The sequence below is a fragment of the Waterburya agarophytonicola KI4 genome, assembly GCF_020640915.1.
In the GTDB taxonomy this organism is placed as follows: domain Bacteria; phylum Cyanobacteriota; class Cyanobacteriia; order Cyanobacteriales; family Xenococcaceae; genus Waterburya; species Waterburya agarophytonicola.
In genome coordinates, this window is the sequence record NZ_JADWDC010000089.1 from 1 (window position 1) to 14,591 (window position 14,591).

Below are 14,591 nucleotides of genomic sequence, written 5' to 3' on the forward strand. Positions count from 1 at the left end.
ATATTTTAATTAATTTTGGAACAAAATATACAATTAATTTTGCATAAGTACTTAGTAACTGAAAAAAAGATGTCTTCTTCCTGAGAATCCCGAACACAGTATTCAAAATAAACGGGTTCTTGTTTGAATTGACTATCGTAAAAATATTTATTCCAATTTGCAAAAGTTTCAGCGAAAGTATTGGTTATTTTTTCAGATTTTTTCGGGGCTGTATTTAACACCGAAGCAAAAAACTCTGTAGCAGTTTTATTACAAGAAATAGGAATAATCTTATCATCCACAATTTTGACAATTCCCATCATCATCGGCGCACTTTCATAAAAGCCACGCAGAATTGATTCTCTTTTTTGTAAAGCTCGTTCCATACCAACGCGATCGCCAATATCTCTTCCCACAGACTGCAAATCAACTAAGTTTTTTTGTTCGTCAAAGATTTTTCGATAACTCCAGCCCATCCAACGTATTTCTTCATCGACAACGACTCGATATTCAACATAACCAACAGGATTTTTGGGGTTAAGAGAGTTGAGCAATTCACTTCTTTTGTTGCGATCTTCTGGATGTACTAATGATTGATAACTTTTGCCAACTATTTCCGCTTCTTTTTGATTAAAGTAACGACAATAAGCATCGTTGACAAAGATCAATGTCCCATTACAATCAAATCGAACAACAAATTCAGTCTGATCTTCAACGATCGCACGATAACGTTTTTCACTTTGTTTTAGTTCTATTTCTGTCTGTTTGTGTTTGGTTATTTCTCTCTCTAATTGTTGATTTACTTGCTTTAGTTGAGTAGGGCTTGGCAAGGCAATCATTTTAGGAATAAAGGGTACGATTTCGATGGCGGTATCAAGCGAAATTAAGGCAGCGATCGCTTTTATCGTACCCGATATCCAGTAATTTGGATACCGAAGAGTCCATATCTCCATCAAATGAGTAGTTCCACAACAAAAAATAAAGGCTGCAAACAAAAAAAATACTCTTGGATAGGGCAGATCGACTCTTTGAGAAACGAAATATAAAAGGGTTACGGAAATGGAATAGTAGGCTATTGCAATTAAGAGATCGGACGTTACGTGAAGCCAAACTAAATTTGTCTGCCAAAGATAGCAATGTCCGTGGGGAATAAATCTACTTATTGCCAAGATATCAATGGATCTGCTCAACATATAGTCTAGTGATAGAGTTCTAATCTAATCATAAAGAACATATCTTAATTAGAGTAGAATCACTAACACTCAAGCAAAAGTTAACATCGATCACACCTTGTGCCAATTCAAAACCTGTAATAATACTTATTCGATATCCAAAAAATCGATGCACCATAGAGGAGTGAGGTGTATTGGAGGATATCAGAATTGTGTCTACTAAACTTGTTACGGTTGGAAACAGACTACTTACCGCTGCCATGTTAGTCGCTTTGCTAATTGCTTGTCAAGAGATGCCAGAAAATAATAATTTTGGCGGTATTAAAATAGAGCATCCTGCCAAAGGATCTTAAAGTTAATTTGAGTTTTAAGAACAAAAAGAAAGAGAAAGTTAGGATTAAACTATACTTTCCCTTTGTTATTCGGTTTTTTACTGGTTTTTACTTGGCTTGATTCTCACTTGTAGAAGTTAAAATATTGTCTGCTAGTTTATCTGGTACTTCTTGCAGGTGGTCGTATTTCCAGTCAAAAAAGCCAACTCCCAGAGTAAGCGATCGCAACTCTATAATAAAGTCGTGCATCTCTGCTTGAGGTAAATAACCAGAAATATTATCCCACGCTTTCCAATTAGGAAGATTTTCATAGCCTAAAATTTGTCCTCTGCGCCCTGTAATTAATTGCAAAGCCTTAGAAGTAAATTCATTGGGGACGGATACAGTAATATTTAACACGGGTTCGAGTAATACTGGCTTGCATTCTGCCATCCCTTCATTCATGGCGATACGAGCAGCTTGTTTGAATGCTTGTTCGGAGCTATCTACCGAATGATGAGAACCATTAGTGAGGGTAACATCTACATCCACTACAGGGAAGCCTAAAGGCCCTTTTTGCAAATATTCTCGCACTCCTGTTTCTACTCCAGGAATATATTGTTTGGGAACGACTCCCCCCACAATAGTTTGATGAAACTGGAAGCCTTCCCCACGAGATAGGGGTTTAATATCGAGATAGACATCGCCAAATGCACCGTGTCCGCCACTTTGATGTTTATAGCGTCCGTGGGAATTAGTAGCACTACGAATAGTTTCTTTGTAAGCTACTTTGGGTAAATGGGTACTCATGGGTAAATGATACTTATGGCGCAAGCGATCTAAAGCAACCTGTAAATGTACCTCTCCCTGTCCCCATAAAATTACTTCGCCAGTGTCTCCATGTTGTTCCCAATATAAAGAAGGATCTTCATCAAGCAGCTTATTTAGTGCATCGCTTAGTTTTACTTCATCTTTGCGTTTTTCTGGCACGATCGCCAGAGCGTAGACAGGTGGTATATTATCTACTTTGGGCAAAGATTCTACTTCCTCTGCATTGCTTAAAGTGTCTCCAGTTCTAGCTTTTTCTAAGCGTCCCAGTGCCACAATTTCCCCCGCAGAAGCAGTTTGAATTGAAATCTGCTGTTGACCCAGTAATTGATAAATCCCCCCTACTCTTTCTCCGTTGAGGGTCATGCCATCAGTTATCTGTCCTTGCCATACCCTGACTAAAGATAAGCGTCCCCCTTTATCGTTAAAGTAGGTTTTGAGGACTTGAGCAATAGTATCCCCGTCTGCTTTAGTTTGTAAACCGCGACGTTCGGCAGTAATATTTGGAGAAGGCGCTTCTTTGACTAAGGCATCTAGTAGGGGACGCACTCCATAGTCATGTTCTGCCATACCCAAGAAGACTGGGACAATTAAGTCCGCGCTCAAATCTTGTTTCAAGTCTTGCAATATTTCTGTTTGAGGGGGTTCGATTTCTTCGATTAATTCTTCCAATAAGCGATCGTCAAAATCGGCAAGAGTTTCTAGCATTTCGGTTCTGGTGATTTGTTCTACTTCTGCCAAATCTTCGGGAAAAGCGATCGCATCCGCGGGACTATCGGGATGATAGTGATAGGCTTGTTCCGTGACTAAATCGATATAACCAAGGCAAGTATCGTCTTCTTGAATGGGATATTGTTGGGGAACTAAAGGACGACTGGATACTTTTTGAAGGGCGTGGAGAATTTCTAAATATCCGTAAGAATTGCGGTCAATTTTATTAATAAATACGAGGTGAGGAATCGACCAATCATCGAGGAATTTAAACAATGGTGCTAGGGTGAGAACCTTTTCTATGGCAGGTTCGCAAACTACTACTACAACTCCCGCACCCACTAGAGCATTATAGGTTTCTTGGGTAAATTCTACCGAACCAGGACAATCGAGAAAAGTAAAATTAGTTTCTTGATATTGGCTACCCGCAACAGATAATTCTACGCTACTATGGCGATCGCGAGCTTCAGTTGAGCCGTCACCAATAGTACTACCATCTTTAATATTGCCTTTACGAGTAATCTTTTTCGTAACAAATAAAATACTTTCTAACAATGTGGTTTTTCCACTGGAGTATGGACCAACAATTGCCACATTACGACTGTTCGTGATGCCGTTCTTACTCATGACTTTACCCCGAAGTAATTTTTTATTTTTTTGTTAAGACACTAGTTTTTTTAATGAATAACAGACAATATTCTTTAGAGAATACTACTTTCGGGGATCGACAGGGAAATAATTGTAATTTCTCGTAATAGGATTGAGTCGTTTAGATCGAAATATAAAGATTATCCTTGATTATCCTTAATTAATTACTAATCATTTTTTATGTTTAAGACTCAACACTTACTCTATCTATGACGTAGCAAATAATTAGCCAGACACCAGCAGTAATAAATATGGTGAGTAATAACCTTAGAATAAATAGTTTAATATCTTCAGAGAAAGATTTACTGAAGTTATAAATTAGTGTGGCATCGATCGCTGCTGCAAAGAAGCCGATACCTTGTTTTAAGTTTCTATTGGATAAGTTATTATTCATAATAAACAAAATAGGCATTTATAATTATCCTTACAATGTTAAAGACTAATTTTATATTTGCCTACTATCTAAAGCCATATTTACTGAAGTTGATTAAAAGTTCACAAGGCGATCGCAAAGATCCCTTGAATGTTCGCTTTTATTGATTCACAATATGTATTTTGTTTGGAATTGTTTAGCACTATCTAATCATTAACTCAAACCTGCAACTAATTGCTGTTTTGCAGTATCTAAAGCCTCATCTAACTTACTAGCATCCCTTGCACCAGCTTGAGCTAGATTGGGTCTTCCTCCGCCTCCACCACCACAGATTTTAGCGATACCACCGATGAATTTACCTGCTTGTAATTTCTTCTCCTTAATTACTTGCTGACTAAAAGCAGCGACAAGACTTACTTTACCTTCCCTAGGAATTGAAGCTACAACTACTGCTGCTTCTCCTAATTTTTGTTGCAATCTTTCTGCAGCAGACTGGAGAGATTTAGCATCCATTTCTCCCATGTTTGCTACTAATACTTTGTAGTCTCCTACTGTTTCTGCTTGGGATAATAAACCGTCAGATTTTGCTAAAGCCAGTTCTTGTTTGGCTGCTTCTAATTCCTTTTGGGTGGCTTTAAGTTCGGCTTGTAAATTGTTAACGCGATCGCTAATTTCTTCGGGCTTTACTTTAAACTTATCGCTCAATTCTTTAACTACTTTATCCCGTATATTTAAGTAATCTAAAATAGCTGCACCCGCTACTGCTTCTATTCTTCTTACTCCTGAAGAAATACCGATTTCAGAAATGATTTTGAATGCGCCAATTTCTGCTGTATTGCTAACATGAGTACCGCCACAAAGTTCCATCGACACCCCAGGAAAATCAATTACTCTTACTTCATCACCGTATTTTTCCCCGAACATGGCTGTTGCGCCTTTAGTTTTCGCCTTTTCTATAGGCATCACATTAACATCGGCTTGGTGTGCTTCGGAGATCCAAGTATTAACCAAGTCTTCTACCTGCTGCACGTCTTGGGGAGTTAAAGCGCGAGGGGAATTAAAATCAAACCGCAGGCGATCGAAGTTTACTAAAGATCCTGCTTGAGATACGGAATCATCCACGACTTTTTTTAATGCAGCCTGTAATAAATGGGTGGCGGTATGATTAGCTTGCACTCGACGGCGACAGGCGCGATCTATGGTTGCGTTAACCGTATCTCCCACATTAATCGTACCGCGATCGACTTTCCCCTGATGAACGAAGACATTACCTTCCTTTTGGACATCATCAATGCGAATCAAGACATCATCTCCTGACAGATAGCCTTTATCGCCAATTTGTCCCCCAGACTCGCCATAGAAAGGGGTTTTGTCTAGTACTATTTGTACTTGTTCTCTCGCAGTTGCACTCTTAGCATTATGAGAATTTTCTTCATTGATTATGACAATACCCATCACCTGAGATTGAGAAATCAAATCGCTGTAGCCCAAGAAACTAGTATCACCACTACTCTTAACGATTTCGCCTAAAGCATTTTTCGCCGTTAAATCAATTGCTTCTAAATCTTTACTACCTAATTCCTGATGCTGTTGCATTTCGCGGTTGAACTCTTCAATATCTACCGTCAAACTGTGTTCTTCGGCAATTTCTTGGGTTAACTCCAAAGGAAAACCATAGGTAGCATAAAGTTCAAAGGCATCTTGACCCGAAATTTGCTTTGAACCTAAATTAGTAGCATCAGCAATGATATCCGCTAATAACTTCTCACCCCGATCTAAAGTCTTGAGGAATTGGGATTCTTCCCTTTCTAATTGACTTGTAATAAAGTCTTCTCTTTCCCTTACATTAGGATACGCTGCTTCAGATAAAGCGATCGCAGTTTCAGCTACTTGATTAATAAAATTAGCTTCAATACCAAGGGATCTTCCTTTTCGTACCACTCGACGAATCAAACGACGCAGGATATAACCCCTCCCCGTATTTTTTCCCGTCACGCCATCGGCAATCATATGAACTACAGATCGAACATGATCTCCAATTACTTTGAGGGAGGTTTTAGTTTTCTCATCAGCTTTGCTGTAATCAATACCTGCAATCTCAGCAGCCGTTTTAATAATCGGAAAGATTAAATCAGTTTCATAATTATTGGGTACTTGCTGGAGGATTTGTGCCATCCTTTCCAAACCTAAACCCGTATCAATATTCTTATTTTCTAATGGTGTAAGATTGCCATCTGCATCGCGATTATATTGCATAAATACCAAGTTATAAAACTCGATAAATCTGCTGTCATCTTCTAGATCAATATTCTCATCGCCCAATTCTGGATGGAAATCATAATATAACTCCGAACAAGGACCACAAGGACCAGTGACACCAGATTTCCAGAAGTTATCTTTCTCTCCCATACGCTGAATGCGATGTTCGGGGATTCCTATGCGATCGCGCCAAATTGCAAAAGCTTCGTCATCTTCATTGAATACACTGGGTACAATACGATTTGCGGGTAGCTTATATACCTGGGTTGAAAGTTCCCACGCCCACTCTATAGCCTGTTCCTTAAAATAATCCCCAAAACTAAAGTTACCCAACATTTCAAAGAAAGTATGATGTCGGGCTGTTCTTCCTACATTCTCGATATCATTAGTACGGATACACTTTTGCGATGTAGTAGCGCGGGGTTGGGGTGCTTGGCGCTGTCCGAGAAATATAGGCTTAAAAGGAAGCATTCCCGCAATAGTAAGCATCACCGTCGGATCTTCGGGAATGAGAGATGCGCTGGGTAATATTTTATGCTGTCTCTCTTCATAGAATTTAAGAAACTTCTCGCGGATGTCTCTACCGCTAAGGGATGGGAAATTAGCCATAGTAGTTTATTTAATGGTTTTTGTGTATTTCTTTATTTTTGCATTTTTTATGGTTTTCTCAATTAATGTAGTCATGTATTTAGTTATAGGGAACTGGAGATTTCCCTGGAGTTTCCGTTTAAAATTGCTGTCTAAAAAATTAGATAATCTCCAGATTATTCTGTCTTTCTCAACTTTTTGCGACACAACCTTATGATCGCACTAATAGCTACTCTCACCATCACTGGTAAGTTTATGGGATTCATTACCTTTCAGGGGAGGAGAAAACACACAGACCAATCGCATCTTTGTAGTTGCACGTAAGTAGTGTTTGTCGTTTTGATCCAGGGCATACATTATCCCCACCGTAATCGGATGAATGGTTCCATCCATATCCTCGATTTCTCCTACTCCCTGGATGCAATAGCAGGTTTCCTTATGATTTTTGTATTGCAGAAGAGATTCACTTCCTGCATCAATTATGGTATCAGTGAGGGTATATCCCATCCCATCACTTTCAGTCAAAAATCGACGACTTTGACCGTTGCCCCAGGCAACATCTCGCTCTGTGCCAACAAGTTGCTCTAAATTGCGAATGATCATAGACTTGCTCCTTCAGTTTTCAAAATCTTGTAACGAGAATAAACTGCAAAAAAAATATCGGTCATTAGCAACCGATTAACTTTTGATTTTAATTATTGATTAAAACCTAAAACTAGTTTTAAACTGTCATAATATCTTTTTCTTTTATAGCCAATAGGTCGTCAACTTTTTTATTAAAACTATCAGTGACGCTTTGAATTTCATCTTGCAAACCTCTCGATTCATCTTCAGAAATATCACTATTTTTCTCTTCTTTACGTACTTCATCGATCGCATCGCGACGGATATTACGAATCCCTACTTTCCCTTCTTCGGCTAATTTACCAGCAGTTTTAACTAATTCTTTACGACGTTCTTTAGTTAAGGGAGGGATGTTAAGTCTGATGAGATCCCCATCGTTGTTGGGAGTCAGACCAATATCAGACATCGAAATCGCTTTTTCAATTTGCCCCATACTGCCCTTATCATAGGGTTGAATCATAATCGTGGTTGCATCGGGGGTACTTATGTTAGCCAAAGACTTGAGAGGAGTCTCTGCGCCATAATAATCTACCATCACCCGATCTAACAAAGAAGTGCTAGCCCTTCCCGTACGAATAGTGTTAAAAGACCTTTGAGTGGCTTCAACGGTCTTCTGCATACGTTCTTTTACTTCAGATAACTTCACAGTTTCCTCCTACAATAGTGCCTACAGTTTCACCTTTAGTAGCGCGCATAATATTACCGCTAACAGAAAGATCGAATACTAATATAGGAATATCATTTTCCTTGCACAAAGCGATCGCCGTACTGTCCATAACCTTCAATTCATGGGTTAAGACGTGATTGTAGGTTAAACTTTGATAGCGATGGGCATCGGGGTTGCCTTTAGGATCGGCATCATAAATTCCATCTACTTTAGTAGCTTTGAAGATGATTTCCGCATCAATCTCCGCAGCCCTCAAAGCAGCAGTGGTGTCGGTAGTGAAAAAAGGATTTCCCGAACCAGCACCAAATATAACGACTCGACCTTTTTCTAAATGACGAATAGCACGACGACGAATATAAGGTTCTGCAACTTCTTGCATTGATATTGCCGTTTGCAAACGATTAGCTATACCAATTCTTTCTAAAGCATCTTGTAAAGTCATGGCATTCATTACCGTAGCAATCATGCCAATATAATCAGCCGTAGCTCGATCCATCCCCGCAGCAGAGGCTTTCATACCGCGAAAAATATTACCTCCACCAACGACAATTGCTACTTGTACTCCGCTTTTAACTACATCGGCTACTTCTTGAGCAATCTCGGCGACTACGGCAGGATCGATACCATAGCCTAAATTGCCCATCAATGCTTCGCCACTTAGTTTTAATAAAACCCTCTGGTAACTCATTCCTAGAAAAGTAAACCTCGATCTTTCTTGTTATTTACCTCCCCATAACATAGCAGCTTTCTGCACTTTGTCATTAAATTTCAGCTTGAAGCTACTAATAATTTATCGAATCAAAAGATTATCTTGGTTTTAATTTTAAGGAAGTTTTATTTAGATCTCCATTTAATCTCATCGCCCACTGGTTCGATATAATTTTGGGATACTTGTCGATCTTCAAGTACCGCAGCGATACTATCTCTTAGATAATCATGATTTGCTTGGTTTATTGTTTCCGTGCGATCGTCAATTCTGCCTTGATAGCGAATTACTGCATCCCTGTCTAACAAATAAACAGTAGGGATAACTTTGGCTTTGAAAGATTTGGCGACATCTTGAGTAGGATCGCGCAAGTAAGGAAAATTGAGCTCTTTTTCTGTTGCATATTTTTGCATCGCTTCCATACTCTCTGCAATTGGTTCGGTACAATGGTTGGAATCTATTCCTATCACGGTAAAACCTCGATCGCCAAAATCCGTCTGAATTTGTTTGAGATATTCAATATAGCTATCTACGTTGGAACTAAAATTACCCATAAAGACAACTGCGATCGCTTTGAACTGTTTACGATAGCTACCCAAGTGATAAACTTGCTTATCGATACCAGGAATTTCAAAATCGGGAGCGTAATTACCAATGGTATTCATAAATATTCTTTCCTATAAAAAAAGCTCTTTACTAGCTGTAAATATCCAATTTTATCAATTTTAATTTTTAATTGGGTTTAATTTGGGTTTAATTGGTGATGGTATCCAGCTAATTTATAAACTAGTTTGGCTGCAATAAATTCTGATACTACGGAATCTGAGGTTGGTGCTAGTTCCATTATGTCGCAGCCGACTACTTGATGTTTTTGAAATATTTTTTGGAGAAATTGATTCAACTCATACCAATTTAATCCCCCAGGTTCGGGAGTGCCTACCCCTGGCATAAAACTAGGATCTAAACCGTCGAGATCTATAGTAATAAAGACTCGATCGGTAGTAATCTGCGCGATCGCTTTTTCGATCCAATTGTTATTTTGATAAATGTCTTTTGCCCAAATTACGGGAATTTGTTTGGCTTTAATTAATTTTGCTTCTTCCAGACAAATAGCACGGATACCAACAGGAAGAGTAGGCAAGCCTAAATCTAACACTCGACGCATGACGCAAGCATGATTATAAATCGAGCCTTCGTAGCTATGGCGCATATCTCCATGAGCATCAATTTGAATCACGGTAAATGGTTCGTTCAATATTTGCTGATAGGCTGTAACTACTCCTGCGGTAATACTATGTTCTCCTCCCAAAGCAATGACAAACTTACCATCGCCAATTAATTCCAATACTCTAGCGGTAGTAATTGACATCATCTCTTCAGGAGTAAGACTGGGGTTATCTATGGTAGATGCGATCGCATTTAGGGTATAAATTCCTGCTTCTTGGCAAATTTCTGTTTCTAGCTCGATATCATAAGCTTCTAATTGATCTGAAGCTTCAATAATTGCTGCTGCACCATTTTGGCATCCCTGACGATAGGTAGTAGTTTTTTCAAACGGGATGGGGAGAATAACTATTTTTGATTCCTGGTAGGTTGTTTGAGCTTCTGAACCGATAAATTGTTTGGGAGACACTGGTAATAAGTAATAAGTAATATAAGTAATAAGATAGCTTAGGGCTATAAGCCAAATACTCAAGATAAATAAACTCAATTCCCACTAAAATTAAATAATAAAGACACAAAACTTAAAATTAAATTTTAAACTTAATAACATGACATCGGCGATCGCAATTAATCAAACTCCTAAAACTTGGAATTGGCGTGGACACAACATTACTTACCAACAAGCAGGAGAAACTGGCGCAGCTATACTATTGGTTCATGGTTTTGGGGCATCTTGGGGGCATTGGCGCAAGAATTTACCCGTGTTGGGAGAGTCTTATCGTTGTTATGCGATCGATTTGATTGGCTTTGGTGGTTCGGATAAACCCCATCCAGGAACAGAGATTGAATATACTTTTGCCACCTGGGGGCAACAATTGGCAGACTTTTGTCGAGAAGTGGTAGGTAGTCCTGCTTTTTTGATTGGTAACTCCATTGGTTGTATTGTAGTGATGCAGACTGCGGTAGATAATCCTGAATTGGCTTTGGGAGTCGCAGCAATTAATTGCTCGATCAGATTATTGCACGATCGCAAGCGAGTTACTTTACCTTGGTATCGTAATTATGGCTCAATGGTAATGCAACGAGTATTGGGCAACAAAAGTATTGGCAATTTCTTTTTTAATCTCATTGCCAAGCCCAAAGTAGTCCGCAACATTTTATTGCAAGCCTATCGTCGTCCTGAAGCCGTCACCGACGAACTGATTGATATCTTAATGAAGCCGTCACAAGATCGAGGCGCAGCGGATGTTTTTTTGGCTTTTACGCGCTACTCTCAAGGTCCTTTACCTGAAGAGCTATTACCCCGCCTTACCTGCCCTACAATTCTATTATGGGGTACGGAAGATCCTTGGGAACCCGTGGAGATGGGTAAAGAATTGGCTCAAATACCTACGGTTGATGAATTTATTCCCTTGGAAGGTTTGGGTCATTGTCCCCAAGATGAAGCTCCCGAAGTGGTCAACCCAGTTTTAGTTAAATGGATCGAACAACAACTAACTAACAACAATTTAGGTTAAAATTCTAGTTGGGGAAACTAAGCTTTTTACTTAATGGGGATATAGAGAATGGCTGTTGTAAAGTTGACCAAGCAAGATATTGTTGAAATGAAACCAGAAGATGTGGCTACTATTGCTACTCGTCTAGAGCAAGATGAGTATAATACTCCTTTTGAAGCTTTAGAAGACTGGCATTTACTAAGAGCGATAGCTTTTCAACGAGAAGAATTGGCACAACCTTACATTCATTTATTAGATATTGAAGCCTACGACGAAGCTTAATTTCAGCGATCGCAGATATTTTTTGAATAACTCAAAGTGAAATCTAAATCTTTAATTGTATTTGTTTTCACTTGAGTTGTGTTGGGAATTTTTGATAACTTGCTTTTCTTACTTTTCAACTTAAATTCCGCATCATGAAATAAATATTCTCAGATTATGGATGTTGAATCAGTAGTAGCTTTAGTAAATAAGGAAGTTTATCGTCAAACACAGAAACATCTAACCGACTTACAACAGACTGTCATTATGGAAGTTTGGCGGGGTCAAAAATATCTTGAAATTGCTGACGAATATGGCTGTACCGAAGGACACGCTAAAGATACTGGTTCGTTGTTGTGGAAATTGTTATCAAAAGCTTGGGGCAAAAAAGTAACGAAAAGCAATTTTCGTAGTTTGAGCAAGCTACAGTTAGAGTCTTTCAATAATTTAGCAGAGGATTCGACAGATTTAATTATTACCCAAGATCGCAACTTTCTCGGCAGACAAAAAGCGATCGCAATTCTACAAGATTTAGTAACTCAAAATAACAAAATAATTGTTATCCAAGGAGAGGGGGGTATTGGTAAAACTACCCTCGCACAACAGTTTTTGGCTAGCCAAGATTTTGAACTAGTTCTAGAAGTATTGATGGCAAAAGAAACGGAGAATATTATTTCTGTCGCCAGTGTATTAGAGGAATGGTTGGAACGAGATTTAAAGGAAGATTCAGGAAAAGAATTTGGCGTTACTTTAGCTAGATTCAAAAGATATTTAGAACAGCATCGTATTGGTATCTTAATTGATAATCTCGAACCCGCCCTAGATAAAGATGGCAGATTGATTGGGGGACATCGCAACTATATCGAATTGCTAAGAATTTTAGCCGATACTAAAGTCAAGTCTACTACCATTATTACCAGTCGCGATCGCCTTTGCGAAGCAGAAATTAATTTAGAACACTATCGTCTATCGGGATTAGATTTGGCTGCATGGCAAGAATATTTTGAAGCCTCTCAAATTAATATTAATAATCCAGCTATCATTCCCATTCATCAAACTTATGGCGGTAATGCTAAGGCGATGGGTATTCTCTGCGGAATTATTCGAGAAGATTATGACGGAGATATACAAGAGTATTGGCAGGAAAATTGTCACGATCCTTTAGTAGAAACAGATCTAAAAAATTTAGTTGCCAGTCAATTTAATCGTCTTCAACAATTAGATCCTCAAGCGTATATCTTATTATGTCGTTTGGGTTGCTATCGCTATCAAGATATACCCAAAGTATCCCAGTCAGGATTGTTTTGTTTGTTGTGGGATGTAGAAAAAAGCAAGCAAAGAAGAACAATTAAATCCTTACGCAATCGTTCTTTATTAGAATGCGATCGCGGTGAATATTGGCTGCATCCAGTAATTCGAGGAGAAGCTAAATTAAGATTAGAGAAGTCTCCCGAACAATGGCAACAAGCAAACCATCAAATAGCCATTTTTTTAACAGAAAGTGTCGATAAAATCGATCGTATTCAAGATGCTTTGACGGCATTAGAAGCTTACTACCATTACACTGCTATTTCCGATTATTCCGCAGCAGCAAAAGTAATTCTGCACGGTCGAGAAAACCAATGGGGACAGTTTTTAACTCTGGGTACAACTCTCTATCGTTTGGGTATTATTCAGCCTTTATTAACAGCTATTGATCGAGTAATCGAAAAAATCGAACACGATCGCCATCGCAGCGAATTAAACAACATTTTAGGAGATTTATACTGGACTACGGGTGAGATAGATCGAGCAATTTCTTGTCAGCAAAAAACCCTTGCAACTAGTAAAAATTGCCGACAATTAATTACTCCCAGCCAAGAAAATAGACACGACTTATATTATTGGAGAATGTTAGAAGTCGACTCCTTGCTTAGTTTGGGACTATACAATATCGATCTTTGGGAATTAGCCACCGCAGCAGATTTATTGCACCAGGTAATTGATTTGGCACATAATACCAAACATCATTCTTGGTCGGAAAAAGCAGCATTAGGTTTGGCTTTAATTAATTCCCATTTAAACACTGCCAATGCTCCCGACACTATTGTTACCCGTCTGTATCGTTTAATTGTAGAACTAGAAGATAAAGCCTATAACACAGGGCGTTTTGCTTATTTTATGCAGATATTGGGGCAAATATTTTTCAACCACCAACAAATCGAACCCGCAGGAGTTATCTGGAAAAGAGCGATCGCTTTTTCTCAAGAAAGTCATTACACTCAAATAGAAGCCAAATCATTAATTGGTTTGGGTAATATCGAACGCTATAACGCTAATTGCGATCTCGCAAATTTATATCACCAACAAGCAGCAGAATTACTCGACAAAATCGGTGCAAAATGCGACCTTGCAGAAGCTTATTTTCAGTGGGGTATAACCTTGCAGAAAAGCGATCGCATAATTGAAAGTAAAAACTGTATGGCAAAAGCGATCGCTCTTTTTCAACAAATTGACGCACCCAAGCAGGTTGAAAGAGTACGGAGACTGAGGGACGAGGGAAAAAAGGCGTGGGAGTAAAAAAATAAAAACTTAAAGAAGTATTGACTCATTACTTATTAGGTAAGATTGTTGTAGTAATCAATTATTGTTTGTCGATAAAATAAAGGCATTCCCGTATCATAATATTGCCCTCGAACTAGATAAGCGATCGCCTTATTTTGCTGTCTTAATTTTTCCAAGCAGGTTGTTAATTGAAATTCTCCTTTATGCAGGGTAAGCTCATCTTATTTTGTATAAAATGTACTTGACAAAAGTTTCGTTTT

The 14,591-nt window shown here is 38.6% G+C and carries 14 protein-coding genes; 4 read left to right on the forward strand and 10 right to left on the reverse strand.

The features are described from left to right. Window positions 1-5: 5 nt before the first annotated feature. Window positions 6-1,172 carry a PAS domain-containing protein gene (locus I4641_RS21320; RefSeq protein ID WP_229642608.1) on the reverse strand — a complete coding sequence of 389 codons (1,167 nt, stop codon included), beginning with the start codon at window positions 1,170-1,172 and terminating at the stop codon, window positions 6-8. Between the two features lie 191 nt (window positions 1,173-1,363). Here I4641_RS21320 and I4641_RS21325 point away from each other — a divergent pair, with 191 nt between their 5' ends. Further along, window positions 1,364-1,504 carry a hypothetical protein gene (locus tag I4641_RS21325; RefSeq protein ID WP_229642609.1) on the forward strand — a complete coding sequence of 47 codons (141 nt, stop codon included), beginning with the start codon at window positions 1,364-1,366 and terminating at the stop codon, window positions 1,502-1,504. Between the two features lie 87 nt (window positions 1,505-1,591). On the opposite strand, the gene I4641_RS21330 is transcribed toward I4641_RS21325, so the two are convergent. From I4641_RS21330 to speB, 8 genes are all read right to left on the reverse strand, one after another. Further along, window positions 1,592-3,628 (reverse strand): elongation factor G, encoded by a 2,037-nt coding sequence (locus I4641_RS21330; protein WP_229642610.1) that lies wholly within the window; start codon window positions 3,626-3,628, stop codon window positions 1,592-1,594. A 205-nt stretch (window positions 3,629-3,833) separates the two neighbouring features. Beyond that, complete coding sequence (locus I4641_RS21335) at window positions 3,834-4,061, reverse strand: hypothetical protein (RefSeq protein WP_229642611.1); 228 nt, start codon at window positions 4,059-4,061, stop codon at window positions 3,834-3,836. 174 nt (window positions 4,062-4,235) lie between these two features. Then, window positions 4,236-6,890, reverse strand: a complete 2,655-nt coding sequence (alaS, locus tag I4641_RS21340; protein WP_229642612.1) for an alanine--tRNA ligase — start codon at window positions 6,888-6,890, stop codon at window positions 4,236-4,238. Window positions 6,891-7,091: 201 nt separating this feature from the next. Further along, on the reverse strand, window positions 7,092-7,472 hold the full coding sequence (locus I4641_RS21345) for an ectoine synthase (protein WP_229642613.1): 381 nt from the start codon (window positions 7,470-7,472) through the stop codon (window positions 7,092-7,094). Between the two features lie 118 nt (window positions 7,473-7,590). Further along, complete coding sequence (gene frr, locus I4641_RS21350) at window positions 7,591-8,139, reverse strand: ribosome recycling factor (RefSeq protein ID WP_229642614.1); 549 nt, start codon at window positions 8,137-8,139, stop codon at window positions 7,591-7,593. Then, window positions 8,126-8,848, reverse strand: a complete 723-nt coding sequence (pyrH, locus tag I4641_RS21355; RefSeq protein ID WP_229642615.1) for a UMP kinase — start codon at window positions 8,846-8,848, stop codon at window positions 8,126-8,128. The genes frr and pyrH overlap by 14 nt, the downstream gene beginning before the upstream one ends. A gap of 146 nt (window positions 8,849-8,994) precedes the next feature. Beyond that, complete coding sequence (locus tag I4641_RS21360; protein ID WP_229642616.1) at window positions 8,995-9,531, reverse strand: redoxin domain-containing protein; 537 nt, start codon at window positions 9,529-9,531, stop codon at window positions 8,995-8,997. A 77-nt stretch (window positions 9,532-9,608) separates the two neighbouring features. Continuing rightward, the gene (gene speB, locus I4641_RS21365) at window positions 9,609-10,499 is read right to left on the reverse strand and encodes an agmatinase (protein WP_229642617.1); all 891 of its coding nucleotides are present in this window, start codon (window positions 10,497-10,499) and stop codon (window positions 9,609-9,611) included. Between the two features lie 139 nt (window positions 10,500-10,638). On the opposite strand from speB, the gene I4641_RS21370 reads away from it, so the two are divergent. The 3 genes from I4641_RS21370 to I4641_RS21380 all read left to right on the forward strand — a co-directional run bounded on the left by I4641_RS21370 (window position 10,639) and on the right by I4641_RS21380 (window position 14,346). Further along, on the forward strand, window positions 10,639-11,547 hold the full coding sequence (locus I4641_RS21370; RefSeq protein WP_229642618.1) for an alpha/beta fold hydrolase: 909 nt from the start codon (window positions 10,639-10,641) through the stop codon (window positions 11,545-11,547). Between the two features lie 48 nt (window positions 11,548-11,595). Then, entirely contained in the window at window positions 11,596-11,808 is a 213-nt protein-coding gene (isiD, locus tag I4641_RS21375; protein ID WP_229642619.1) for a protein IsiD, read from the forward strand. A gap of 156 nt (window positions 11,809-11,964) precedes the next feature. Beyond that, a complete protein-coding gene (locus I4641_RS21380; RefSeq protein ID WP_229642620.1) occupies window positions 11,965-14,346 on the forward strand; it encodes a helix-turn-helix domain-containing protein in 2,382 nt (793 codons plus the stop codon). 38 nt (window positions 14,347-14,384) lie between these two features. Here I4641_RS21380 and I4641_RS23970 read toward each other — a convergent pair whose 3' ends face one another. Next, a complete protein-coding gene (locus tag I4641_RS23970; protein ID WP_263858310.1) occupies window positions 14,385-14,507 on the reverse strand; it encodes a hypothetical protein in 123 nt (40 codons plus the stop codon). Window positions 14,508-14,591: the final 84 nt, after the last annotated feature.

Bases quoted from the DNA above. Each gene is read 5' to 3' on its own strand.
- I4641_RS21370 (WP_229642618.1), top strand. From the start codon at position 10,639: ATGACATCGGCGATCGCAATTAATCAAACTCCTAAAACTTGGAATTGG.
- isiD (WP_229642619.1), top strand. From the start codon at position 11,596: ATGGCTGTTGTAAAGTTGACCAAGCAAGATATTGTTGAAATGAAACCA.
- I4641_RS21380 (WP_229642620.1), top strand. From the start codon at position 11,965: ATGGATGTTGAATCAGTAGTAGCTTTAGTAAATAAGGAAGTTTATCGT.
- I4641_RS21320 (WP_229642608.1), bottom strand. From the start codon at position 1,172: ATGTTGAGCAGATCCATTGATATCTTGGCAATAAGTAGATTTATTCCC.
- I4641_RS21345 (WP_229642613.1), bottom strand. From the start codon at position 7,472: ATGATCATTCGCAATTTAGAGCAACTTGTTGGCACAGAGCGAGATGTT.
- alaS (WP_229642612.1), bottom strand. From the start codon at position 6,890: ATGGCTAATTTCCCATCCCTTAGCGGTAGAGACATCCGCGAGAAGTTT.
- pyrH (WP_229642615.1), bottom strand. From the start codon at position 8,848: ATGAGTTACCAGAGGGTTTTATTAAAACTAAGTGGCGAAGCATTGATG.
- I4641_RS21335 (WP_229642611.1), bottom strand. From the start codon at position 4,061: ATGCCTATTTTGTTTATTATGAATAATAACTTATCCAATAGAAACTTA.
- I4641_RS21360 (WP_229642616.1), bottom strand. From the start codon at position 9,531: ATGAATACCATTGGTAATTACGCTCCCGATTTTGAAATTCCTGGTATC.
- I4641_RS21330 (WP_229642610.1), bottom strand. From the start codon at position 3,628: ATGAGTAAGAACGGCATCACGAACAGTCGTAATGTGGCAATTGTTGGT.